A 26229-nucleotide genomic window follows, 5' to 3' on the forward strand; every position below is an offset into this window, starting at 1 on the left:
GGAAGATGCCTTAATTCCCGGTGCCTCACAATAACAATTTGAAATGGCAAGATATACAGGACCAAAGTCGAAAATTGCTCGTAGATTTAGAGAACCAATTTTTGGCCCAGACAAAGCACTGGAAAAAAGAAGTTATGGACCGGGACAACACGGACCAAACAAAAGAAGAGGAAAACAATCTGAGTACTCTATTCAGTTAACTGAAAAGCAAAAAGCAAAATACACGTATGGTATTTTGGAGCGTCAGTTTTTGAATTTATTTAAAAAAGCCTCAGCAATGAAGGGAATTACAGGTGAAAACTTGTTGATTCTTTGTGAGTCACGTTTAGACAATACAGTTTACCGTTTAGGAATTGCTCCTACGCGTAGTGCTGCACGTCAATTTGTTTCTCACAGACACATTACTGTAAACGGTAATTTAGTGAACATACCTTCTTATACTCTTCGTGATGGAGATGTAGTAGGTGTACGTGAGAAATCTAAATCTTTAGAAGCAATTACAAATTCAATTGCATCGAAGTCTACTAATTATGATTGGTTGAACTGGGATTCTGGAAGTATGTCTGGAACAGTTATGAGCACTCCTTCAAGAGAAATGATTCCTGAAAATATTAAGGAACAACTGATTGTAGAATTATATTCTAAATAAAAATTAATTTATTATTATGGCTATTTTAGATTTTCAAAAGCCGGACAAGGTGATCATGATTGAGTCTAACGAACACGAAGGTCAATTCGAGTTTCGTCCGTTAGAACCAGGTTATGGTATCACTGTTGGAAACGCTTTAAGACGTATATTACTTTCCTCACTAGAAGGCTTTGCAATATCATCAATTCGAATTGAAGGTGTGGATCATGAGTTTTCTACAATCAAAGGTGTAGTAGAAGATGTAACTGAGATCGTTTTGAACTTAAAACAAGTACGTTTTAAGCAACAAATCGAAGATCAAGACGAAGAAACTGTTATTATTTCTGTAGGAGGTCAAGACACTTTCACAGCGGGTGATATCGGGAAATTTACAACAGCATTTCAAGTATTGAACCCAGATATGGTTCTTTGTAACATGGATGCTTCTGTTAAATTGGATATTGAACTGAAAATTATTAAGGGAAGAGGTTATGTTCCTGCTGAAGAGAATAAAACAGCTAACGCGCCTTTTGGAACAATTTTTATTGACTCGATTTTTACACCTATTAAGAATGTAAAATTCACAGTTGAAAACTTCCGTGTAGAGCAAAAAACAGATTATGAAAAATTAATCTTTGACATCTTAACGGATGGCTCTATTCATCCTAAAGATGCTTTGCAAGAAGCTGCAAAAATCCTTATCCATCACTTTATGTTGTTCTCTGATGAGCGCATAACGTTGGATAGTGAAATCAAATCTGAAACTGAAGAGTTCGATGAGACTTCATTACACATGCGTCAGTTGTTGAAATCAAAATTAGTTGACTTGGACTTATCAGTTCGTGCACTAAACTGTTTGAAAGCTGCTGATGTAGATACCTTAGGAGATTTGGTAGTCTATAATAAAAACGACTTATTGAAGTTCAGAAACTTCGGTAAAAAATCCCTTACAGAACTTGAGGATCTTGTTGATGCTAAAGGATTGTCGTTCGGAATGAATACGTCTAAGTACAAATTAGACAAAGAGTAAAAACTGAAATAAGACTTTAAAATGAGACACGGTAAGAAAAATAATAGTTTAAGTAGAACTTCTGCCCATAGAAAAGCAATGCTTTCTAACATGGCGTGTTCACTTATTGAGCACAAAAGAATTAATACAACCGTAGCAAAAGCAAAAGCACTTCGTGTGTACATTGAACCTTTGTTAACGAAATCAAAAACAGATTCTACACACTCTCGTCGTATAGTATTCAAATACTTACAAAGTAAAGAAGCTACGACAGAATTGTTTAGAGAAGTTGCACCAAAAATTGCTGATAGACCAGGAGGATATTTACGTATCATCCGTATTGGAAACCGTTTAGGTGACAATGCTGAAATGTGTATGGTAGAATTGGTTGACTTTAATGATTTGATGACTAAAGAACCAGCTGAAAAGAAAACTCGTCGTTCACGAAGAGGTGGTGGTTCATCTGATACTGCTGAAAATACTGAAGAGAAATCAACAGATGCTTCAACAGAGAAAGAAGAAAAGCCTAAAGCTAAAAAAGCGGCTCCTAAAACTGCAAAGAAAGCAGATGATAAAAAGGACGCTCCAAAAGCTGAAGCTAAAAAAGAAGCTCCTAAAAAAGAGGAGAAAAAAGAAGATAAGAAAGACGATAAATAGGTAGCATATACTTATTAAGTTAAAATTATTAAGAGGCTGTCTGAACTTTTCGGCAGCCTCTTTTTTTATTTTGTCCTGAATACTAATGTTTATTGATTCAGGTTTATACCAATTTATTCCGCAATTTTGCAGTTAGAAAATAGAATATATGAGTCACAAATCTGGTTTTGTTAATATAGTGGGAAGTCCAAACGTAGGTAAATCTACGTTGATGAATCGCCTTTTAGGGGAGAAGCTTTCTATTGTTACCTCCAAAGCCCAAACCACGCGTCACCGTATTCGTGGAATTTTAAATCATGAGGATTATCAAATCGTATTCTCAGATACACCTGGAGTAGTTAATGCAGCTTATGAGTTGCATCAATCAATGATGAGATATGTTAGTTCTTCACTTAGTGATGCTGATGTATTGTTATTCATTACTGATGTTTTTGAAGACACAATGAATCATGTAGAAACATTGGAAAAGATTAAAGAACTAAAGGTTCCTGTAATCTGTCTTGTCAATAAAATGGATTTAAGAGATCAAAAAGTTGTAGCAGATAGATTAGCACATTGGCAAAAAGAATTGCCGAATGCTACCGTTTTACCTGTTTCTGCTTTGCATAATTTTAATGTTGATCCAATCATGGAATTGATATTAGAGAAATTACCAGAATCTCCAGCATTTTTTGATAAAGAAGCCATCTCGGATCGTCCAATGCGTTTCTTTATCTCTGAAATAATTCGGGAGAAGATATTTTTAAATTTGAAAAAAGAAGTTCCTTACGCATGTGAAGTTGAAGTAACTGAATACATCGAGGAAGAAAATATTATAAGAATTAGAGCCAATATCATTGTAGAAAGAGATTCTCAAAAAGGAATCTTGATTGGCGCTAAAGGAAGACAATTGAAATATATTGGTATTGATAGCCGTAAAGACATCGAAAAATTTGTCGATAAACACGTCTTCCTTGAAACTTTCGTTAAAGTCGATAAAGATTGGCGCAGTAACGAAGGGAAACTTAAAAAATACGGATACTAATTATGAGTAATATAGTAGCAATTGTTGGTAGACCAAATGTTGGGAAATCAACTTTATTTAATCGTTTAACAGAATCTCAAAACGCCATTACGGAAGAAATGAGTGGTGTTACTCGAGATAGAATTTACGGTAAAGGTGAATGGATAGGTTATGAATATTCTGTTATCGATACCGGAGGTTATGTAAAAGGGTCAGATGACATATTCGAAAAGGAAATTCGCAAACAAGTTGAATTAGCAATTGACGAAGCAAATGTGATCATTTTCGTAGTTGATGTAACAACTGGAGTAACAGATTTAGATGATAAAGTAGCAAAATTATTGCGTTCTTCTAAAAAGAAAGTATTCTTAGCTGCCAACAAAGTTGATAATACTGGAAGAGTAGGATTGTCTTCTGAATTTTGGTCGTTGGGTGTTGGAGAAGTTTATGATATCGCTGCAGCTAGTGGATCAGGAACAGGTGAATTGTTAGATGACATTGTAAAGGAGTTTCAATCTAAAACAATTGAGTCTGACAGTGATTTACCTCGTTTTGCCATTGTAGGGAAACCTAATGTAGGGAAATCATCTTTAGCTAATGCATTAATTGGTGAAGAAAGAAATATCGTAACACCAATTTCTGGAACAACTCGTGACTCTGTGAATACACGTTATTCTGCATTTGGTTTCGAATTCATATTAATCGATACTGCAGGAATTAGAAAGCGTGCTAAAGTACATGAAGATATTGAGTATTATTCTGTTCTTCGTTCTGTAAGAACTATTGAAAGTGCTGATGTTTGTATCTTTATGATAGATGCAACGGAAGGAATTCAAAAGCAAGATTTGAACATCTTCTATATGTGTGAGAAAAACCATAAAGGAGTAGTTGTTCTTGTAAATAAATGGGATTTAATCGAAGACAAAGGAACACAATCAATCAAAGAAGCTGAGGACGCAATCCGTGAGCAACTTGCGCCGTTTAATGATGTTCCTATTGTATTTACTTCTGCAATTACAAAACAACGTATTCACAAAGCGCTAGAGGTAGCAATGAAGGTTTACAACAATAGAATTAAGAAAATACAAACCTCTGTGTTGAATGAGGTAATGCAAAAAGAAATTTCACATTTCCCACCACCATCTTTAAAAGGGAAGTATGTCAATATTAAATATATAACTCAGTTGCCAACTCATGCTCCGGCATTTGCCTTTTATAGTAACTTGCCGCAATATATTCCTGATAGCTATAAACGTTTCTTGGAAAACAAAATTAGAGGTCATTTCGATTTCGAAGGTGTTCCGGTGAGGATTTTTATGAGAAAGAAATAATATTATTTGAAATTAAATAAAAAGGCTAAGTAAGAAATTACTTAGCCTTTTTTGATATAAACCATAATTAAAACTGCTAACATAACGGCAGATTTTCAGAAAGGGTTGTAAAAAAATGAAGTAATTCTAAAAACTGTAAACCGTTCTTCGTATATTCATCCAAGAAAAAAAAGAATATGCCGTTTAATGCAATTTTTGGGTGGATAATTAAAAAGCGAATACATCAAATTGATTTATTTAGAATGCATCCTGCTGAAGTTCAGAAGGAGTGGTTCGAACGTCTTATTTTAAATGGTAGAAAAACGATTTTCGGCAAGAAATACAGCTTTGACGATATCAATCATTATGACGATTTCAGAAAACTTGTTCCACTACAAGATTACGATGATGTAAAAGAATGGGTTGAAAGGGAAGTAACAGGAGAAGAAGATGTGCTATGGCCTGGTGAAACACAATGGTTTGCAAAGTCTTCAGGAACAACTTCAGACCGAAGTAAATTTATTCCCGTAACCAAAGACTCATTAGAGGAATGTCATTATAAAGGTGGTAAAGACCTTTTGGCAATTTATTATTCTCAATTCCCTAATACAAAATTATACAAAGGAAAGCATCTTGTTGTTGGGGGAACAGCTGAGCAGAATAAGCTAAGACCAGATAGTTATACTGGTGATTTGTCATCGATTATATTAAAGAACTTGCCTTGGTGGGTTGAAATAAAAAGAATTCCATCTCGTGAAACTGCATTAATGAGCGAATGGGAAGAGAAAATTGAGAAACTTGCTGAAGAAACAATGTATGAGGATGTTTCTAGTATTTCGGGTGTTCCTAGTTGGACATTGGTTTTGTTGAATCGAATTTTAGAAAAAGCTGGAAAAACTGATATCAGAGAAGTTTGGCCAAACCTTGAGTTATTCATGCATGGTGGTGTAAGTTTTAAACCTTATGAGAAAGAATTTAATAGAATAATTCCGCATGATGATATGCATTATATTGAATCCTATAATGCGTCAGAAGGATTTTTTGGAATTCAAGATGAAATAGATGGAGATTTATTATTGATGCTGGATTACGGAATCTTCTTTGAATTTATTCCTATGACTGATTATAAAGGAACTCAGTCGGAAACCGTAATAAGTTTGAGTGAAGTGAAGTTGAATAAGAATTATGCTATTGTAATTTCAACAAATGGCGGACTTTGGCGTTATATTTTAGGAGACACAGTAAAATTTACGAGTACAAAGCCTTATCGAATCAAAGTTTCAGGCAGAACGAAACATTATATTAATGTCTTTGGAGAGGAGGTTATCGTGGACAATACAGATAATGCGATAAGGATAGCATGTGAAGAAACGAATGCATTATTAAAAGATTATACTGCTTGTCCTATTTATATGGAAGAAGGAAAGCAAGGCGGGCACGAATGGATTATAGAGTTTAATAAAGATCCAGATAATTTGCAGGTATTTGCACAGATTTTGGATCAAAATTTAAGATTATTAAACTCAGATTACGACGCTAAACGAACGAAAGATTTAAGTTTAAAATTTCCAACTGTTCATAAAGCAAGAGAAAACTTATTTGATGATTGGTTAAAAAGTAAAGGGAAGTTAGGTGGTCAACATAAAGTTCCAAGATTATCAAATGATAGAAAAATATTAGACGAAATTCTTAACCTGAAACCTAGCACTATTTTTGAAGTTAAGGAAATATGAAAACACTGATTCTCTTCTTACCTTTAGTATTTATTATTTCTGGAAATTGTTTTGGACAAACTTTCACATGGAAATTAGAACATACTTATGTCAATAAGAACATAGAGGCTTGGGATATCACTCCGCTTGAGGAGCTTATTGTTTCAGAGCAAGGAACATTGCACAAACTTGATACAAATTTCAAAGTAGCATTTACACAAAGCAGAAAAGAGTTCGGGACCATCTCTAAAATTGATGCCCGACATTCTCTTAAAACAATGCTTTTTTCTGAAAATCAACAAATGATTGGTTTTGTAGACAACACACTTTCTTTTCAAGACGGGAAAATTGATTTAGCATTGCTTAATATTGGATATGGAACACATGTTTGTTATTCTGATCAGACAAGTCGCTTCTGGGTATTTGATGAGCAAAACGCACGCTTAGTTCGATTTGAAGGTATAAAATCAAGTGTAGCACAATCAGAGATTTCTAATTTAATGGCCATAACTTATAACGATATGCCTACATCATTAATTGAAAGTCAGAATCAGCTTTTTCTGTTTTACGAAGGACAAGATATTTTTGTGTTTGACTACTACGGAAGTTTATTGCGTAAATATTTTCATGAAGACGCCATTCAAATTTATCCAACCGAAAAATACCTTTACATTTTAAAGAAGAGCACTATAGTTAGACTCAATAGGAAAACGGATCAGGAAGAATCTATCGCTTTACCAATAAGAGGAATTGAGGATCTTCGTGTGTTTGGAAATGAAGTCTACTTCAAAGATAAAAAAGGAGTAAGTAAATATTCTTTGATACCAATTAAATAGAATTTTTTAAAGAGGTTTTATTTTTAATTAAATATAAAAAGGGATTATTCACACCAAGTAAACTCTATATTTAAAACAATATTAGTATTTTAGTCCATCAATTAAACAAGTTAAATTATGCATATCGCAGTTGCAGGAAATATAGGGTCAGGGAAGACAACTTTAACAGAGTTATTGTCCAAGCATTATGGTTGGGAAACGCATTATGAAAATGTATCTCAAAATCCATATTTGAATGATTTTTATGAAGACATGCAACGTTGGTCTTTCAATCTACAGGTTTATTATTTGAATAGTAGATTTACGCAGATTCAAGAGATTCAGCAGACGGATAAAGTGGTTATACAGGACAGAACTATTTATGAGGATGCATATATATTTGCACCAAATCTTCATTCAATGGGATTGATGACAACAAGAGATTTCGAAAACTACTTTTCTTTATTCAACTTGATTGAATCATTTGTTTCGTCTCCAGATTTATTGATTTATCTAAGAGCAAGCGTTCCAACTTTGGTCAACCAAATCCAAAAAAGAGGACGTGAATATGAAGAGTCAATTCGTTTAGATTATTTGAAACGCTTGAACGAAAGATACGAAGCATGGATCAGTACTTACGATAAAGGAAAAATGATCATTGTGGATGTGGACAACAATAACTATCATGAAAATCCAGAAGATTTAGGGAAGATTATTTCTGGTATAGATGCGGAGATTAATGGGTTGTTTTAGCTGGATCAGCTTTAAGCCATAGGCTGTAAGCTATATGCGATGATGTATGTGGAAAAAAAAATAATATTCTTTAATGGATCAAAATCAATATTTTTTATTTTGCCTAAAGCCTAAAGCCTAAAGCCTAAAGCCTAAAGCCTAAAGCCTAAAGCCTAAAGCCATAGAACTTACATAATCTGATCATCAAAAGACTTCACCAACTTAGAAATTTCTAATATCATCTGAACTTTCTTTTCTTCTTCGGCTTTTTCCTCATTGTGCTTTTCAGCAAATTCTCTCAAGATAATTTCAGCATCTAAAATATGGTGCTCTTCGAATGGACCTTCCATGTTTTCAATAATAGTCAAACACTCTAAAGCTACTGCGAAGTCATACTGAACAGCAAGAGAAACGAAGTCTACTATGTATTCTGAGTAATCAACCTTACTGTTCCAAATAGTCGATAACAAAGGGATATGGATTTCATTGTATTCTTCATTCAACAAAACATCCATTATAGTTTGTGCGCTAGAAGTCGACTTTATATCTCCAATAAAAGTGATTATTTCTTGTTCTATATTGGCCGTTACACCTTTATTCCAAAGGTCAACAATTGGCAAAATAACATTGTCATCACCATTTACTTTCAAAGCTTTTAAACCATCAATGATTTTCTTTTCGTCACCTGTATTGATGTCTTTAAGAATTGATTTAATCTTTGCTCTTTGTTCTTCTGCTCTTTCTGCTGATGCCATTTTAATATGTTTTTTACAAAGTTAAGGATAAGTAAACTTTATACCCCATTTTCCTAACGACTTATTCAAGTTCTTCCAGATAGTTTTGGATTTATCTTTATATTTACGTGATAGCTATTACTTTTAATGAAATCTAAAAGTTAAGTAATCCAATTTTATTCACTTTCAATAACAACAAAATGGCAAAATCTTCAACAGAGTTAAGATACGGAAATGATATCAATGCATTAGTGTTGAGAGTGGTATTGGGTTTGTCCATGTTTTATGGTCACGGTTTCGGGAAAATGAAAGTACTTTTTGGAGATGGTGAAATACAATTTGCTGATCCGTTGGGAATGGGAGTAACACTTTCATTGATTTTAGCTGTATTTGCGGAGGTTGTTTGCTCTTTCTTAATAGTTGGTGGACTGCTGACTCGTTATGCAGTGATACCTTTAATAATTACAATGGCAGTTGCTGTTTTTGTAGTGAACAGCGGTCAAATTTTTGGAAAAATTGAATTGCCATTAATTTACTTAGCTGGCTTTGTTGCGCTATTTTTTATTGGGCCAGGTCGTTTTTCATTAGACTACCTTATCAGAAAATAGAGTCGAGTAAATTTTAATAAAATAATTATGAAAGTTAAAACGGATAATGCCAATTACTATGGCATTGGAATTATGCAACACAAGCGCGGCTATAATATTGGAACTTTGTGGAGGTCGGCCTATATTTTAGGAGCTTCTTATATTTTTACGATTGGTAAAAGTTACAAGAAACAGACATCTGATGTGTTGAAATCTTGGAGAGAAATTCCATTATTTCATTATGAGGATTTTGATGATTTCTACAAACATATTCCTTACAACAGTAAGTTAGTAGGTGTTGAGTTAGATGAGCGCGCAGAAATGTTATCTGAATACACGCATACTCCACGTGCTGTATACTTATTAGGAGCTGAAGACAATGGTTTGCCGCCAGATGTTTTAGACAGGTGTCATGAATTGATTCAGTTGCCAGGAACAAACTCCTTGAATGTTGCCGTTGCAGGAAGTATTGTAATGCACGACAGAGTTTCTAAAATCCCTACAAAATTGCCATAAAAAAACCGTCCAAACTTTACGTCAGGACGGTTTTTAAAATATTGTTTACAAAGATTACTCTTCGATCACTTCAAATTTGAATTCTGCAGAAACTTCTTTGTGAAGATTTGCTATTCCAGTATAAGTTCCAATTTCTTTAATTGGCTCTTCTACAATTTTCAAAGATCTTCTGTCTACTTCAACACCTTCAGCTTTTAACATTTCAGCTAACTGAATTGTGTTAACAGAACCGAAAATACGTCCATTTTCTCCAACTTTTGCTCCAATCTTGATAGTAATACCTTCGATTTTCTTAGCAACTGCTGCAGCTTCTTCTTTGATTTTATCTTCTTTATGAGAACGTTGTCTCAAAACTTCTTCATGTGCTTTTTTAGTTGACTTAGTTGCAACTGCTCCATATCCTTGAGGAATTAAAAAGTTAAGCGCATATCCAGGTTTTACTTCAACGATATCGTCTTTGTAACCTAGTTTATCAACATTTTTCTTTAATATGATTTCCATAATTGTCTTTTTAATGTGTTAATAAATGGGCTTATCTTAATTGATCTCCAACGTATGGAAGGATCGCTATGTGACGAGCACGTTTAACAGCCTTGTTCACTCTACTTTGAAACTTAGAAGAAGTTCCAGTGATACGACGTGGTAAAATCTTACCTTGTTCGTTTAAGAGTTTCAATAAAAAGTTTGCGTCTTTGTAATCAACGAATTTAATTCCGCTTTTCTGAAAACGACAGTATTTGTCCTTTTTAATGTCAATGTTTACCGGCGATAAATATCTTACATCTTGTGCCATAATTGCAATTTTTTTTGGTTCTTTACTTTAATTACTTTGCTTCAGCCTTTGCAGGTTTCGCATTTTTCATTCTTGACTTTCTTTTCTCAGCCCACTCTTTGTGATGCTTGTCCATTTTAACAGTTAAGAAACGCATTACACGTTCGTCACGTTTGTAAGTCACCTCTAATTCAGATACTAGGTTTCCTTCTCCTTCATATTCTAAAAGAAAGTAAAATCCTGTTGTTTTTTTCTGAATTGGATAAGCCAATTTTTTCAAGCCCCAAGACTCAGAATTAGTTAGTTTTCCGCCAAGAGATTTAATCTCTTCTTCAAACTTCTTTACTGCTTCCTTTGTCTGATCTTCTGACAAAACGGGAGTTAAAATGAAAACAGTCTCGTAGTTATTCATAATATTATGTTTTATAATTAAGGCGACAAAGATAGATAAAAATCCTTTAATCCTATCGTTTTTAGTTAAAATGTTGGATGAGTTGAAATTGTGTTGTTAAGTGTGGTAATTCTGAATCATAAATGAGGAGCTATGAATTTTGCCATTCATGTTATATTGGTGAAGTTTTAAGGGTGATGAGTTTCTTAACTAGTACTTATAATAAGGCAAATATTATTTTTTGCATTTGTCACTTTTAAGCAAATCTATTTGATTTTATTTAATGGTAATCGGATTAAATTTAATTGAAAGTAGGAGGTACTTATGTTTGAATTTCAAACCTATAGCTACTTTAAAAACTGATTGTTTCGAACTTCGTGAAATTAGAAACAACATAAAGTAGATTGTACTACTTCATAATTATGATTTTATCATTACTTTTATGATAAGCTAACCAAATCCTTATTGTTTTGGAAGTGAGGTTAGCATAAATTTTAACAATCTATTTGAATTAATAAATCATAAGAACTGTAAAGTTTAAGATTTAACAAAAGGAGTAATATTATGCGGAAAAAATTCGTAGTCATTAGCACAGTGTTATTAATTATTACACTTGCTCTCTCTATTTACCTAAGTAGAAACTGGTACGTAGCCTTTGGTCTGTTTTTTATATTAACCGTCATGGGTTATATCGACATGATACAAACCAGGCATTCTATTCGTCGAATTTATCCTTTATTGGGGCGCTTGCGTTATGTGATGGAAGAGTTGAGACCGAAAATGTACCAATACTTTATTGAATCAGATATTGATGGTCGTCCATTTAATCGTTTAGATCGTTCTTCAATTTATCAACGCGCTAAAAATGTTAGAGATACTATTCCATTTGGAACTCAGTTAGATTTATATGCTGAGGGTTATGAATGGATGTGTCATTCTGTTGCACCGCGGGCTTTTGATACATTAAATCAAGATCCTAGGGTGAAAATGGGGAATAAGGATTGTAAGCAGCCTTATTCTGCTAGTATATTAAATGTTTCTGCGATGAGTTTTGGTTCTCTAAGCGCAAATGCTGTTGAGGCATTGAATGGAGGGGCTAAACTTGGTAACTTTGCACATAATACAGGAGAGGGAGGTTTAAGTGATTACCATTTAAAGCACGGAGGAGATGTCATTTGGCAAATCGGAACTGGATATTTTGGCTGTCGTGATGAAAATGGAAACTTCAATCCAGAATTATTTTCTAAGAAATCACAGCACCCCAATGTTAAAATGGTTGAATTAAAACTTTCTCAAGGTGCAAAACCTGGTCACGGTGGAATTCTACCTGCCTCTAAAAACTCTGAGGAGATTGCTAGAATTCGTCACATTAAACCACATACTGTTGTTTCTTCACCACCTTTCCATTCTGCATTTGATACTCCGTTGGAGATGATTAAATTTATTAAGGAATTGCGAGATTTATCGGGAGGTAAGCCTGTAGGATTTAAATTATGTATTGGACATAAAAGTGAATTTATTGCGATTTGTAAAGCAATGATTCACTTAGATATTTATCCAGATTATATTGCTGTTGATGGAGGTGAAGGTGGAACAGGTGCTGCTCCGCCAGAGTTTAGTAACTATGTTGGTGCACCAATGATTGATGGTCTAGACTTCGTTCATAATATCTTAAATGGATTAGGGATACGTCAACACATTAAGATTATAGCTTCTGGTAAAATCACTTCGGCATTTCACGTAGCTAGAGCAATGGCGCTTGGTGCTGATGCTTGTTATCAAGCACGTGCAATGATGATGGCCTTAGGTTGTATTCAAGCTTTAATTTGTAATACGAACGAATGTCCAACAGGAATTACTACTCAGAAAAAAGAATTGACTGTTGGTTTAGTCGTAAAAGATAAAAAGACACGTGTTGCTGAGTATCACAAGAAAATGCTGAAGAACTATGTAGAGCTTTTAGGAGCATCTGGACTAGATGAAACTAAAAACATTACGAGATCTCATATATATCGTCGTGTTTCTCTGAATGAGATGATCACTTATGAAGAACTTTTCCCTTCTATTGATTCTGGATCAATGTTAGAAGATGCTGGTATTCCAACAAAGTATAAATTAGACTTTGCTAATGCGGATATGGGATGTTGGGGAATAAAATTTCATAAATTACAGTAGCTGGGGCTTCTGTAATTTGTGAAATTTTCAATATTGAGGGTGAGTTTTGAGTATTGAGGCGAGATCAATTGAAGAGTGAGCTTTGGAAATTTATAATATTGGGATTTTCTTTAATTAGAAAATCCCTTTTTTGTTCTATAGGGTTTTAGAAATATAAAGTATTGAACCGATTTACTTCCTGACTGTACAAAGTGTTGTTAAGTGCTAATTTTATGTTAGCTACTTTTAAATATAACACACATTTATTATGTACAGATTGTTCCAGCTTACCTTATTGATTTCTATTTCCTTTTCAGGCTATTCTCAAAAAGATAAAAATGAGATTGTTTTTATAGATTCCTTAGGAAATAAAATTGAATCTAATGAATCCTATTTTGTTTTCAAACTGAATAATAGAACTGACTCAATAAAGCTTGATCACTTGTATGGTGGCGATTATTTCCGTATTTTTCCGATTAACTCAGTTCCTCAAGATTCAAATAGTAGTTCTTCATTTGTTCAAACTTATCACTCAACAGACCTTATTAGGTCGTGCAGAAAGGAGAAGATTGAGATTGTTGATTCCATAGATATTAATCAAGATGGTATTAAGGAATTATTCTTGCACCGTAAATGGAATTGTTCTGCAAATCCACCAGTTCCTAGTCCTTATGGTGTCGGGAATAGCTGGCAGAATTATAGTCAATATGAAGTGTGGGATATTCAATCAAAGAAAAGAATATTTGAAGTGAAAAATGTTAGTGAAGGATTTGCTGTTGTCTCTACAAGCGTTGTGAGAAGTTCTGGCTACAGCTTTAAAGTTGAAATAGACAAAAGTGGCTCAATTTTTATTTCGGATTTAACAGGGAGGGATATTGATTTCGAAATGGGAGAATACGTTTTTGATAGAGAGACGGGGAGGTATAGAAAGGATTGAATTGTATAATATATTTTATGACCTCTTTTTGCAACCAATGTCACTCAACTTCCTCCTATAAAATCCGTAATTTTACACCGTGGAAGTAATCAAAAAAATCATACGATTTCCTTTTATTGTTTTGATTCGATTGTATCAATACATCATCAGTCCGATATTTCCTGCGAATTGTCGGTATAATCCAACTTGTTCGCAATATTCTGTTGATGCAATTAAAGAATGGGGAGTGCTGAAAGGTGGTTGGATGGCAATAAAGCGAATTGGTTCTTGTCATCCGTGGGGTGGTTTTGGAGATGATCCTGTTCCGAAGAAAGAATCTAAAGATTCATAAATTGTTTGCGGTTGTTTGCGGTTGTTTGCGCTGTATTGGAACGCGGATGACACGGATGCAAGCAGCGCGGATAAAAGCGGATTTTTTATTGTAACAAACTATCGTTTGTGAATTTGTTTTATTTGGGCGTAAAAAAGATGTTTTTAAAAATCCGTGTAAATCTGCGTTCGGAGATCCGCGTCATCCGCGTTCCGTCATGAGTAACACCCACGCCAACCAATTCGTAATTAAAAGATTCTTATTCCGATAGCTATCGGAATGTAATTAATTTCCGTTCTTTATGGAATTGGTACTTTCTTTGCATCCCAAGGAATTCAAAACGATAATACACTTTAATAACACATCATGAATATTCAACGTCTCGTTATTCTATTTTTCATTCTTTTTACATTCAATACTTACAGTCAAGAAGACAATCGGCTACAAAAAGTGGATAGTCTATTAGAAATTAGGCAACCCAATGCAGCCCAAGCAGAATTGTGGAATGCAATTGAAAAAGCTAAAATCGAGAAAGACCATTCAACGCTTTTAAAAGCATATCCTTATTTTTTAAGAATCGTTGGTCCTTTGGATAAAGATGAACGTGCAGCATTATATTTCAAAATATTAGAAAGTACAAAAACGCTACCTGCTCCATCAAATTCGATTGCTCAATTGCAAATGATTCAGCAAATGACTTATAATAATTATCAATGGATGAGTTATGGCTATTTGAAAATCTACGACTCTTTAAATTTGAGTGAAGACACAGTGCGACATAATTTCATTTTGGAAAATATCAAAACATTAGAAAGTAGATTAAATGATTTATCTAAATATGATTTCAAACCATTTCAAGAAGTTTTATTGAAAGAAAATGACAGTCTTTTCATCTTAAATTCAGTTTCTGATTATGTCGGATATCAACTAATTAACCTTTATGAATCTTCAATTATTCAAAATGGTGGAACTTTAAAAAATGCGAGTTCCGATAAAAATGAATGGTATTCAAAATCATCTGATTTTACAAAATTAAATCTCAATTCAGACGAATTGTCTGGTGCAGTATTGAATATTTTTCAATATATAGAAAAACACAATGCCAATCAATCGGATTATTTGAGTTCAGCTGTTCACCAAAGATTACATTATTTGAAAAGGACTTTCAATAACGAAGAAGCGATCAACAATGCATGGAAAGAACAGTTTGACTTTTTCAAAACCACTTCAGCGCGTTCGAAATTTATGTTTGAATTGGCGAGAATTAATTACATAAAAGGGAGTGGCTATCATTTTCAGGACAATCCAGATGTTGAGGAATTAATAAAAGAAGCTTACGATGATTTAAAGGCTGAATTAAAGAAGTTTCCAAATAATGATTTTAAACACGAAATAGCTTCTTTAATTTCAATCATAGAAAATAAATACATCAGTATTTCTGCACCGAATATTTATGGATTGGATAAAAAGATTCCATTTAAAATTCAACATAGAAATTATTCGAATCAAATTCTGCGGATCTATAAATTGGAAGATTTTGATCCTTTGAAAAGTAGTAATCTTAGAAATTATGCTGTTGAGAATAAACTAACTTTAGTAAGAACAATAAATTTAGATTTAAAGAATTCGGAATTATTCCAAGAAAGAAGTACTGAAATGTTTTTGGAGGAAATATCAACTCCAGGACAATACTTTATTGTGGCAACAAATGATGAGAAGTCTCTAAGTGAATTAGCAGCTGACACTAAAATTTGGAATGCAGCAAAGATTTACCATACTCAATTGACGATTGCAGAAATGAGTGTAACCTCAACTTCTATTAATAACGAATATACTGTTTTGGTGATTGATGAAAAAACAGGAAAACCAATCGAAAATGCTGAAGTGAAATTGTATTATTCCGATTATAGAAAAAACAGAGATTTAATAGAATTTAAAAAGGGAAAGACAGATGAAAATGGACTTTTCATTCATTCAACTGGCGATAAAAACAGGATTTCTTATACTGTGGAATACAAGAATTCTTTGCTTTTTGGAAATGATTATGTAAGATCTTCAAGTGAAGAAAATGAAATAAGTCGAGTTGAACTTTTAACAGATAGGTCAATTTATCGTCCAGGGCAAACAGTTTACTTTAAAGGAATAGCTTATCACGGAAAGGACAATGAATTTAAGACTTTAGCAAAGAAAAAAATTGTAGTTACTTTAAAAGATGCTAATTATCAGGAGGTTTTTAAAGAAACATTTACAACCAACGAATTTGGAAGTATCGATGGAAATATTCAACTGCCGAAATCCACATCATTGGGTAATTTCACATTGAGTGCAACTGATGAATCTAATAGTGGTTTTGCTTATTCAATAGCTCAATTCTCAGTTGAAGAATACAAGCGTCCTACTTTCGAAGTGGAATTAAATCAACCCAAAGAAGAAGCTAAATTGAATGATACAGTTTTAATTTCTGGAAATGCGAAAGCTTATGCAGGTTATGGAATTTCGAATGCTCAGGTAAGCTACACGATTTACAGAAAATGGAATCGCTATTGGAGATATTATAATGCTCCATCTTCTGGAGATTTATTGAAAGAGGATACAGTGAAAACAGACCAAAAAGGAGATTTTACAATAGACTTTTTTGCTGAGGTAGATCCAAATGCTGTTAAGAATGCCTATTACACTTATGAAGTAAAAGTTAAAGTTACTGACATTTCTGGTGAGACGCATGAAGAAACTTTATCACTTAATTTAAGTAAAGTAGGTTTGTCAATTCAAGTAAATGCGCCAACTAAATTCTTTACCCACGATTCTGAATTTGCAGTAATTGATGTGGTTAATTTATCAGGCGAAAAACAAAAAGGATATTCAGGAAAAGTTGAGGTTTATAAGATAGTTTCTTCTGAACAGTTTTTAGAGCGTATTTGGGAAAATACGGAAGTAACAAAATTTGATAAAAAAGATTTTTCTATGCTATTTCCAAATATGAAATGGAATGCTTTTGAAGATAATTCAAGCAAAGAAGAATTGATTAAAACACTTTCTTTTAATTCGGGAGATTCTTTAAAGTTAAACGATTGGATTAACAATGAACAAGGAAATTATGTGTTGAAGTTTCATTCAATAACTAAGGAGGGTGACACCATAAAAGCAGAACACAACTTAGAGGTAATTGATGTAAAAGCAAAAGAATTGCCATCTCATGAAGCGCTTTGGACTTTCGTTTCTTCTGATGTTGTGAAAGTTGGAAATGATGTTGATTTTCAAGTGGGCTCTTCATTCGACAATGCAAAAGCTTTGGTTTCATTCTACAGAAAAGATGAATTGGTCAGCAGAGAATGGGTGGATTTGAAAAATAGATTTTCGAAATGTTATACCATTCAAGAAAAGGATAGAGGTGTTTTGACTTATGATGTTGTGCTTTTTAATAATGGAGTTTTCTATAAAGCAACGAATAATATTCAAGTTCCATTCAGCAATAAAGAATTGAAAATTAAAACTTCAACTTTTAGAGATTTGTTAGAACCTGGTCAAAAAGAACAATGGAGCTTTACCATTCAAGACGAAAACCAAGAATTTGTAAAAGCTGAATTGGCCGCAACTTTATATGATGCTTCTTTGGATCAATTTAGAGGTCATTCTTGGAATTTGTTTCCTTATTATGGAAGAGGTCAATATGTAAATTGGTCGTATGATTGGAGTAGACAAATTACAAATAATGGTTCTTATGGATTGGACTGGGAATTGAGAAACATGCTGAACCAAGATAATTTGAGGTATAAATATGTTGAAGCAAAAACTGCAATAAGAATTATTCGTGATTATGATCGAGCTTTTAGTCAGAAAGTAACACGAGAAGATATTTCCATGAGTCCAAGTAGGTCAAATAATGTCGTTTCTTCTCAAGAGTCAGCGGATGGTGCCGAAATGGAAAGTGATGCGCTATCTTCTGGAGGGTCAGAAGCTGAAGTATTGCCTAATGGGAAAAGTGAAAGTTCTACATCAAAGCCAATCAATCCAAGATCTAACTTCAATGAAACTGCTTTTTTCTATCCAACGATTTATTCTAACGATTCAAATGAATACGTGTTGAATTTCACATTGCCAGAATCTTTAACGCAATGGAAATTGTTGATGTTAGGTCACAACCAAGAAATGCAAATTGGAACTTTTCAAAAGGAAATTATCGCGCAGAAAGAATTAATGGTAACGGCTAACGCTCCAAGATTTGTGAGACAAGGTGATGCCATAGATTTTTCTGCAAAAGTGGTGAACTTAACAAAAGAAGAGCAAACTGTTGAAGTATTGCTGATTTTTGAAAACCCAATAAATCAAGAAAGATTGAATTTAATTGGACGTCAACCTTTGAGTAAAATGGTGACGATTCCTGCCGGAGAATCTGAAGAAGTAACTTGGAATTTGAATATTGGAAATCAAGAAGTGATTCAATATACAATTACGGCTTCGAACGAAAACTTTAGCGATGGAGAGAAAAATGTGATTCCGGTTTTAAGTAATCGTGTTTTAATTACAGAAACAGATCATGTTTTATTGACGAAGCCAGGGAGAACATCACACGAATTTGATTCCTTTAAAAATCAGAATTCAACGACTTTAGATAATAAATCATTTACGATTGAATACACAGATAACTTAGCTTGGAATGCTGTGATGGCCTTACCGTATTTAAGTAAACAAAATGACCAAAGCATAACTTCACTTGTGAATAGCTATTATGCGAATGCAATTGCAGAAGACATTGTAAAAAGTAATCCGCAAATTCAGACGATTTTTAATCAATGGAAATCTAAATCTCCGGATGCTTTATTGTCGGAATTAGAGAAGAACGAAGAATTAAAAACGATTCTTTTGAAAGAAACTCCGTGGGTGATGGAAGCCAAAAGTGAAACTGAGCAGCGCCGCAGAATTGCACAATTATTTGAATTGAATCAATTGGCGGATAATCAGCAGAATATTTTGAATGAAATCAAGAAAAACCAAAATTTTGATGGAGGATTTGCTTGGTTTGGTGGTGGAAGATCAAATGTTTATATCACTCAGAATTTACTGACTCGTTTTGGAAATTTAGATCGATTAGGAATTTCAGTTTCAAATTCAACCGAGTTAATTCAGAAAGCAGAAAGCTTCCTGGCGAATCACCATGTGAAGAATTATGAAGAATACATAAAAGACAAGAAAGGGTACACTTTATCGTCTATGGATGTGTATTGGTTGTATTCTAGAACATTCTTCAAGAATGAAAACAGTAAATCTATTGATGAAGTTGAGAATTTCTATAAAGAGAAGCTTAAAAAAGATTGGACGAAATTCAATCCTTATTTACAGGCGATGATAGGAATTTACTTCAAAAGTGAAAACATCAATGACAAAGCGCAATTGGTTTATGCCTCGTTAAAAGACAGAGCGAAGAAAAACACAAAACTAGGAATGTATTGGGTGGAGAATTCAGGTTATTACTGGTATCAAAATAACATTGCAAGTCAAGCGATGATTATTTCATTTTTCAAAACAATGGACGCTCCAGAAAATAGGATGGACGATATGCGCTTGTGGTTAATTCTCAACAAAGAAAGTAACGCATGGGAAACTGGAGTTGCGACAGCAGATGCTGTTTACGCGATTCTATCAACAGGAAAAGACTATCTGAATACTTCAAAACAACCAATTATTAAAGTAGGAAATCAGAAGTTCGTTTATACTTCGACAACTCAAAAAGATGAGGTAGAAGTAGAGTGGACGCCTGGATTAGGTCAAGTGAAAAATAAATGGACGGGAACTGAAATTAATCCAAGTTTAGGAACAGTTGAAATTGAAAGATTTTCAGAAGGTCCGGGAGTTTTAAATATGTATTGGCAATACACAGATGAATTGTCAAAAATCAAAAGCAGTCAGAACAAATCGATGGAAATTCAAAAAACATACCGACGAATTGTTGCTGGAGCAAAAGACGAAAAAGGAATTGTAGATTCAACATTTACTGTAGGTGATAAAATCGAAATTGAATTGATTGTAACTGTAGATAGAGATTTAGAATTTGTCCATATCAAAGATTTACGTCCAGCAGGAATTGAACCTACTTTATCGACAAGTGGATATAATTATGGTAGAGGTTTGTCTTATTACCAAAGCCCAAAAGATGTATCGATGGAATATTTTATAGATAGAATGCCGAAGGGAACGTATAAATTTACTTATACGGTTTATGCTACGCATAGTGGGAACTTTAACAGTGGTTTTGCGGAAATTCAGTGTCATTATGCACCGAAATTTTCAGGGAATAGTGGAGTAATGGATGTGAGGATTGGGAGGTAGGGATTTATAGTTTTCACAAAAGGTAGAGACGCACGGCCTTTGGTCTCTACCTTTTGTGAAAAACCCAATCATTCATCCTTCAACCGATCATAATTCCAATTTTTAGGATTAAAACGGATATAGTATTTTATACTTTGATATTCGTCATCATCTCTAATCACATGGTCATGATAATTGGGTTGAAAAAAATGATTATTTCGATTGTATTTGGGGATGTTTAATTGCTGTTCATCGATATAGTCATCAATTTTGGTATTGACTGACGATTTGAATCCTGCAATAAACGATGAAATGGATTGAGGTAATCGAATAGGGCGATTTCGTTTGATTTTCAAGTGCCGAAACTTTTCATGATTTTGTTGATAATCTTCCCTTTTCGGTGGCCTTTTAATTTTTAAATCATTTCTTTTACCTGATTGATTAATTTCAACTATTGCGTGAATGTGATTAGGCATAATGATATCTTCATGTTGAATCAATTCACTTCTTATTTGAAATGACTTCAACCATTCTTCTTTTACAATTTCACCAAATTCCGAAAGAATCATTCTATTGTTTTTTATTTCACCTAGATTACAAACCCTATTCTGTGTAATAATAGTAATGAAATAATATCCATTGGCAGAATAATTCCAATTGAGTTTTCGATGAGAGGCGACTCTGTATCTCTTTTTATATTTTTCTGACATCGTCCAGTTTTTTTATAATGAATGATTACAAAACTGAAAACGATAACCTCAATATTTATTGATTTTGATTTAAGTGGTCATGCGGTTTGTTTTGTGAAAACAATTTTTGTTTGTAATGAAGATAGAAATTTAATTTTAAACAATTTTTGATTTAATGGTTTTTTATTTCGATGATTTGGTGAATGTTGTTTAAAATGGACGCGTGTGGAAATTGTTGCGTTTTGTTTTGTTGGATCATTTAGAGACGCACGGCCGTGCGTCTCTAAATGATCCAACGTCATCCATAATCCAATGTCACCCAAAATAAACGTCATCTATAATCCAACGTCACCCAAAATAAAACGTCACCCGTGATTCAACATCAACCATAATCCAACACCTAAATAATAGTTGTTTTAATATTATCTATTTAAAAATTTAGACTCGTCTAAATAAATTACATATATTTGTCAAAAATATAAATTTAAGAATATGAAATATAATTTACGTCTAGTTGTTTTCTCATTGATTTTGTCGCTCTGTTCAGGGGCGCTATTTTCACAAACGAACATTATGGGAGTTGTGCAAAGTAAAGATGCTGAACGATTAGCATGGATTGACATCGTAGTTGATGGAATGAATAAAGGAGCGACCACTAATGCTGCTGGGGAGTTTACAATCTCAGGTTTGTCTAAAGGTTCTTACAATTTAATTTCTCGTTCAACAGATTTTGAGAATGATACTGTAAGAGTTGTTTTGAAAAGCAACGATCCTGTGCGTGTGACATTTAATTTAAAATCAATTACCACTAATTTTGATGAGGTTGTTGTTTCGGGAACGATGCGAAGTGTTCGTAAATCCGATAGTCCAGTTCCAATTGAAGTATATTCCAAAGAGTTTTTTAGATCAAATCCAGCTCCCTCAATTTTTGAATCTTTGGCACAGGTGAATGGAGTAAAACCAACCATTAATTGTAGTGTTTGTAATACTGGAGATATTCATATCAATGGATTGGAAGGTCCATACACTATGATTTTAATTGATGGAATGCCTATCGTGAGTGGTTTGTCGACTGTTTATGGATTAAACGGAATTCCTCAAGCTTTAATAGAACGTGTTGAAATCGTAAAAGGTCCAGCTTCAACTTTATATGGTTCGGAAGCAGTCGGTGGATTAATTAACGTAATTACAAAATCTCCAGATCAAGCTCCTTTACTTTCTGCTGAAGCTTTTGGAACTTCTTGGGGAGAAATTAATGCTGATTTAGGTTACCGCGCAAGATTAGGGGACAAAGTTTCAACTTTAATCGGTGTGAATTATTTCAATTACAGTAATCCAATAGATAATAACAACGATGGATTTACAGATGTTACTTTACAAGATCGTTTCTCAATTTTCAATAAATGGAATTTCAAGAGAAAGGAAGGACGCGTTTTTAACTTAGCTGCACGTTACGTTTATGAAGACAGATGGGGAGGACAAATGAATTGGACGCCAGAATACAGAGGCTCAGATTCTATTTACGCTGAAACAATTTACACGAGTCGTTGGGAACTTTTAGGAACTTATCAATTACCGATTAAAGAAAAAGTGATGTTTATGTTTAGTGCAAATGGACATGATCAAGATTCCCGTTACGGAACAGATGTTTACAATGCAGTTCAAAACATCGGATTTGGTCAGTTCACTTGGGATAAGAAAATCCAAAGACATGATTTATTAGTTGGAGCTTCAATGCGCTATACATTCTACGATGATAATTCTATTGCTACGGAAGATATAGTTGATGGTGAAGTGATTACTGATCCTTCAGAAATTTATTTACCTGGGATTTTTATTCAAGATGAATGGAAGTTTGCACCACAACAGACATTGTTGGTTGGGATGCGTTATGACTATAATTCACTGCACGGAAATATTTTCACACCAAGAATCAATTACAAATGGACTTCAAGAAATAAGTTAAACACTTTGCGTTTAAGCGCAGGTTCTGGTTACCGGGTTGCCAATGTTTTTACAGAAGATCATGCGGCATTGACAGGGGCAAGAGATGTTGTTTTCTTGTCAGAATTAAATCCTGAAACTTCTTGGAATGGAAACATTAACTATGTTAGAAAATTCAGTTTTGATAACGGATTATTCTTGAATTTCGATGCTTCGGTTTTCTATACTTACTTCAACAATAAGATTATTCCAGATTACGAAACAGATCCAAACTTGATCATTTATGACAACTTGGATGGTTATGCAGAATCGAAAGGAATTTCATTGAATATGGATATTCGTTACAAAAATTTCGATGCGAGATTAGGAGGAACAGTAATGGATGTTTCAAGTGTTGAAAAAGATGTGCGCATCAGACAGGAATTTCAAGAAAGATATACTGTTACATGGAATGTTGGATATAGTTTTCCTAAAGTAGGGATGAAAGTGGAATATACAGGTTACATGTATGGACCAATGTTGTTGCCTTTGATTAGTGATTTAGATCCACGAATGGGAGAATCAAAAGCTTACAGTATTCAGAATATTCAAGTGACTAAAACATTTAAAAATGGATTAGAAATTTTTGGAGGAGTGAAGAATTTATTGAACTGGACACCAAACAAAGGAAATCCGTTTATTTTGGCAAGAGCAGATGATCCATTTGATAATAATGTTCAATATGACCCAAGTGGAAATATATTGGCAACTCCAGATAATCCTTATGCACTGAAATTTGATCCCGATTATATTTACGGTCCGAATCAGGGGGTTAGAGGATTTGTTGGATTGCGTTATACCATTAAGTAATATTAGTTTAGCGCATCACTATCTTCGTTGCATCCATTTTTGAAAGCAGTCATTGACAAAAGTCAACTCCTTGGATTTCAAAATTAAATGCGCCTATATATTGAAAGCTCTAATTCAAATATTCTATAATAACTAAGAGTAAATTGGAAAAATGAAAAATTTGATTCTTTTAATTTTTTTATTGCCTTTCATTTCAATGGCACAGCTGAATTCATATTCCGCTAATGATTTAGACAGTTTGCAGTATGTTGAAGAACGACCAATTGTGTTTTTTATCAATACCGATTGGTGTTCAATCTGTTTAGCGATGGAGAATAAGGTTTTGAAAAGTAAATCAATTGTCAAGGAATTAAATGAGAATTATTATCTCGTCATTTTGAATGCTGAAAGTAAAGAAGATATTGTTTATAAAGGAAAGCGATATGTTTTTGAATCAAGCGGAGTAGATGAAGGAAAGCATCAATTGGCAATGCAATTAGCGAAAAAGGACGGGACAGTTAGTTTCCCGAGTACTGTTATTATGATTGGAAACTCCGTGATTTATAAAAACAATAGTTACATGAGTAAAGAGGACTTCTTGAAGGTTTTGAAATTGGTTGTTAAGTAGGGAAGCATTGAGATGCGTTTGATCAACCACCAATTTCGGATTGTAACACTGTAACAATAATGAAGCAAACTCTGGCAGCGTCCATCTGTTTTGTGTTAACGTTAATAAATTAGGACCTGTCAGAGTTTTTTTTCATAAGTTTTATGGTTTTATACAAGCCTGTTCCAGATAATGGGACAGGCTTTTTCGGTAATAACTACATAGAGATATCTTTCATGAGATAGATTTAACGGTGTAAATCGAAAATTATTAATTTATGATTTAATAAATATTTTTATAACTTTTATTAGCTATAATCAAAAATCAGTAACCCTATTTCTAATTATGTTTGTGATATAATAGACACGAAACCAATTCTGGTCTTATAAAACAAAATGATATGAAAAAGTATTTGATGATTTTTAGCGTGCTACTATTTGTTTCTTGTAATGAAACTAGTAATGAGGAAATTGAACTTGAAGCTGCGGAAAAAGAAAGCTTGGTTAAACAAAGAACGATTGACTCGATGACAATTATAAATTTGGAAAAACAAAAAGCAGAAGCCGCTTCGGAAAATACAACTGTAATTGTTGTTTCAGAAGAGGAAGAAAAAAAGAAAATGAACAACAAGACAAAAGGAGCTTTAATTGGTGCTGGAGTTGGCGCGGTTGCGGGAGCAGCAACTGGAGCAGCTGTTAGCGAAAAGAAAGGTAAAGGTGCTATTGTTGGCGGTGTTATAGGTGGCGCAGCAGGTGCTGGTGCAGGATATGGTGTTGGTGCTGGAAAAGATAAAAAAGAAGCAGAGAAAAAATAGTGACTTATTTTATATAAGTTGATATTTTGAAGTATCAGTTATATTTTATTGAACTCATCTTGGTTTTTAACTAAGGTGAGTTTTTGTTTTGTGACGGATGTGAAACGTATTTTTGAGATCTTAAAGAATCGCCTCTAAACATTCAATTCAATCTTTATTTAGTAAATTAGTTGCTTGAAAAAGAACCAAACTAGCGAAATTTGAGCTGTTAATCTAAATGAGTTTATCTTCAGTAACATATAATAAATCACAAAGCAATAAATTATAATTTTTATGAATTTCACAGCAATAGACTTCGAAACAGCAACCAGTAAAAGAACTTCTGCTTGTGCAGTTGGGATTGTTTCCGTTGAAAATGGAGTTATTATAGATGAATATTACGTACTTATTCAGCCACCAAATAACGAATACAATTGGCATAATATTCAAGTGCATGGCATCACAGAAAGGCACACCATAAATGCACCGACATTTGACCAAGTATTTCCTGAAATTAAAAGAAGATTGCAAGGAAAAACAATTGTTGCACACAACGAATCTTTTGATCGAAGTGTATTACAAAAAACGATGGTCGAGAATGGTTTCAACTATTCAGAACTCAGTATTTCTGAAAGGTGGGAGTGCACGATGAAATTATGTAAAGCAAATAACCGCTATCCATCCGGTAAACTTAACGAGTGTTGTCTAGTTGATAATATTGAATTAATCCACCACGAAGCGCTTTCTGATGCTAGAGCTTGTGCAGAACTCTATTTAAGAAGATAGATTTTCGTA

23 protein-coding genes are annotated in these 26229 nt (G+C 33.6%); 18 read left to right on the forward strand and 5 right to left on the reverse strand.

Annotated features, from left to right (window positions below; genetic code table 11):
- Positions 1-43: 43 nt before the first annotated feature.
- The 8 genes from rpsD (at position 44) to ERX46_RS14545 (ending at position 7887) form a co-directional block, all read left to right on the forward strand.
- Positions 44-649: a 30S ribosomal protein S4 gene (rpsD, locus tag ERX46_RS14510; RefSeq protein ID WP_130094587.1), complete on the forward strand. Its 606-nt coding sequence runs from the start codon at positions 44-46 to the stop codon at positions 647-649.
- A 16-nt stretch (positions 650-665) separates the two neighbouring features.
- On the forward strand, positions 666-1658 hold the full coding sequence (locus tag ERX46_RS14515) for a DNA-directed RNA polymerase subunit alpha (protein ID WP_130094588.1): 993 nt from the start codon (positions 666-668) through the stop codon (positions 1656-1658).
- A gap of 21 nt (positions 1659-1679) precedes the next feature.
- On the forward strand, positions 1680-2294 hold the full coding sequence (gene rplQ / locus ERX46_RS14520; RefSeq protein WP_130094589.1) for a 50S ribosomal protein L17: 615 nt from the start codon (positions 1680-1682) through the stop codon (positions 2292-2294).
- 148 nt (positions 2295-2442) lie between these two features.
- Entirely contained in the window at positions 2443-3318 is an 876-nt protein-coding gene (era, locus tag ERX46_RS14525) for a GTPase Era (protein WP_130094590.1), read from the forward strand.
- A gap of 2 nt (positions 3319-3320) precedes the next feature.
- Positions 3321-4628, forward strand: coding sequence for a ribosome biogenesis GTPase Der (gene der, locus ERX46_RS14530; RefSeq protein WP_130094591.1), 1308 nt, complete (start codon positions 3321-3323; stop codon positions 4626-4628).
- A 176-nt stretch (positions 4629-4804) separates the two neighbouring features.
- Complete coding sequence (locus tag ERX46_RS14535) at positions 4805-6340, forward strand: GH3 auxin-responsive promoter family protein (protein WP_130094592.1); 1536 nt, start codon at positions 4805-4807, stop codon at positions 6338-6340.
- Positions 6337-7155, forward strand: a complete 819-nt coding sequence (locus ERX46_RS14540; protein WP_130094593.1) for a hypothetical protein — start codon at positions 6337-6339, stop codon at positions 7153-7155. Before ERX46_RS14535 ends, ERX46_RS14540 begins: the two co-directional genes overlap by 4 nt.
- A gap of 117 nt (positions 7156-7272) precedes the next feature.
- The gene (locus tag ERX46_RS14545) at positions 7273-7887 is read left to right on the forward strand and encodes a deoxynucleoside kinase (protein ID WP_130094594.1); all 615 of its coding nucleotides are present in this window, start codon (positions 7273-7275) and stop codon (positions 7885-7887) included.
- Between the two features lie 167 nt (positions 7888-8054).
- On the opposite strand, the gene ERX46_RS14550 is transcribed toward ERX46_RS14545, so the two are convergent.
- Positions 8055-8621: a hypothetical protein gene (locus ERX46_RS14550; protein ID WP_130094595.1), complete on the reverse strand. Its 567-nt coding sequence runs from the start codon at positions 8619-8621 to the stop codon at positions 8055-8057.
- A 179-nt stretch (positions 8622-8800) separates the two neighbouring features.
- On the opposite strand from ERX46_RS14550, the gene ERX46_RS14555 reads away from it, so the two are divergent.
- Together ERX46_RS14555 and ERX46_RS14560 are read left to right on the forward strand one after the other, a co-directional pair.
- Positions 8801-9208, forward strand: a complete 408-nt coding sequence (locus ERX46_RS14555) for a DoxX family protein (RefSeq protein ID WP_130094596.1) — start codon at positions 8801-8803, stop codon at positions 9206-9208.
- A gap of 27 nt (positions 9209-9235) precedes the next feature.
- Positions 9236-9703, forward strand: a complete 468-nt coding sequence (locus ERX46_RS14560) for an RNA methyltransferase (RefSeq protein ID WP_130094597.1) — start codon at positions 9236-9238, stop codon at positions 9701-9703.
- Between the two features lie 54 nt (positions 9704-9757).
- Here the strand turns inward: ERX46_RS14560 and rplI are convergent, their stop codons facing one another.
- Genes rplI through rpsF form a run of 3 tightly spaced genes read right to left on the reverse strand, consistent with a single transcriptional unit; the run spans position 9758 to position 10887 of the window.
- Positions 9758-10204 carry a 50S ribosomal protein L9 gene (gene rplI, locus ERX46_RS14565; protein WP_130094598.1) on the reverse strand — a complete coding sequence of 149 codons (447 nt, stop codon included), beginning with the start codon at positions 10202-10204 and terminating at the stop codon, positions 9758-9760.
- A gap of 31 nt (positions 10205-10235) precedes the next feature.
- A complete protein-coding gene (gene rpsR, locus ERX46_RS14570) occupies positions 10236-10496 on the reverse strand; it encodes a 30S ribosomal protein S18 (RefSeq protein WP_130094599.1) in 261 nt (86 codons plus the stop codon).
- A 31-nt stretch (positions 10497-10527) separates the two neighbouring features.
- Entirely contained in the window at positions 10528-10887 is a 360-nt protein-coding gene (gene rpsF / locus ERX46_RS14575; RefSeq protein WP_107038292.1) for a 30S ribosomal protein S6, read from the reverse strand.
- Between the two features lie 543 nt (positions 10888-11430).
- On the opposite strand from rpsF, the gene ERX46_RS14580 reads away from it, so the two are divergent.
- The 4 genes from ERX46_RS14580 (at position 11431) to ERX46_RS14595 (ending at position 20594) form a co-directional block, all read left to right on the forward strand.
- Complete coding sequence (locus ERX46_RS14580) at positions 11431-13041, forward strand: FMN-binding glutamate synthase family protein (RefSeq protein ID WP_130094600.1); 1611 nt, start codon at positions 11431-11433, stop codon at positions 13039-13041.
- A gap of 247 nt (positions 13042-13288) precedes the next feature.
- On the forward strand, positions 13289-13957 hold the full coding sequence (locus ERX46_RS14585) for a hypothetical protein (protein WP_130094601.1): 669 nt from the start codon (positions 13289-13291) through the stop codon (positions 13955-13957).
- Positions 13958-14036: 79 nt separating this feature from the next.
- Positions 14037-14288, forward strand: a complete 252-nt coding sequence (gene yidD, locus ERX46_RS14590; RefSeq protein ID WP_394345121.1) for a membrane protein insertion efficiency factor YidD — start codon at positions 14037-14039, stop codon at positions 14286-14288.
- 345 nt (positions 14289-14633) lie between these two features.
- The gene (locus ERX46_RS14595) at positions 14634-20594 is read left to right on the forward strand and encodes an alpha-2-macroglobulin family protein (RefSeq protein WP_130094602.1); all 5961 of its coding nucleotides are present in this window, start codon (positions 14634-14636) and stop codon (positions 20592-20594) included.
- 68 nt (positions 20595-20662) lie between these two features.
- On the opposite strand, the gene ERX46_RS14600 is transcribed toward ERX46_RS14595, so the two are convergent.
- Positions 20663-21283 carry a transposase gene (locus tag ERX46_RS14600; protein ID WP_130094603.1) on the reverse strand — a complete coding sequence of 207 codons (621 nt, stop codon included), beginning with the start codon at positions 21281-21283 and terminating at the stop codon, positions 20663-20665.
- A gap of 471 nt (positions 21284-21754) precedes the next feature.
- On the opposite strand from ERX46_RS14600, the gene ERX46_RS14605 reads away from it, so the two are divergent.
- The 4 genes from ERX46_RS14605 to ERX46_RS14620 all read left to right on the forward strand — a co-directional run bounded on the left by ERX46_RS14605 (position 21755) and on the right by ERX46_RS14620 (position 26220).
- Positions 21755-24055 carry a TonB-dependent receptor gene (locus ERX46_RS14605; protein ID WP_130094604.1) on the forward strand — a complete coding sequence of 767 codons (2301 nt, stop codon included), beginning with the start codon at positions 21755-21757 and terminating at the stop codon, positions 24053-24055.
- Positions 24056-24206: 151 nt separating this feature from the next.
- Positions 24207-24662 carry a thioredoxin family protein gene (locus ERX46_RS14610; RefSeq protein ID WP_130094605.1) on the forward strand — a complete coding sequence of 152 codons (456 nt, stop codon included), beginning with the start codon at positions 24207-24209 and terminating at the stop codon, positions 24660-24662.
- A 379-nt stretch (positions 24663-25041) separates the two neighbouring features.
- The gene (locus ERX46_RS14615) at positions 25042-25455 is read left to right on the forward strand and encodes a YMGG-like glycine zipper-containing protein (protein WP_130094606.1); all 414 of its coding nucleotides are present in this window, start codon (positions 25042-25044) and stop codon (positions 25453-25455) included.
- Between the two features lie 273 nt (positions 25456-25728).
- Complete coding sequence (locus ERX46_RS14620) at positions 25729-26220, forward strand: 3'-5' exonuclease (protein WP_130094607.1); 492 nt, start codon at positions 25729-25731, stop codon at positions 26218-26220.
- Positions 26221-26229: the final 9 nt, after the last annotated feature.

Origin of the sequence: Brumimicrobium glaciale, assembly GCF_004152935.1 — a bacterium.
Lineage (GTDB): Bacteria > Bacteroidota > Bacteroidia > Flavobacteriales_D > Crocinitomicaceae > Brumimicrobium > Brumimicrobium glaciale.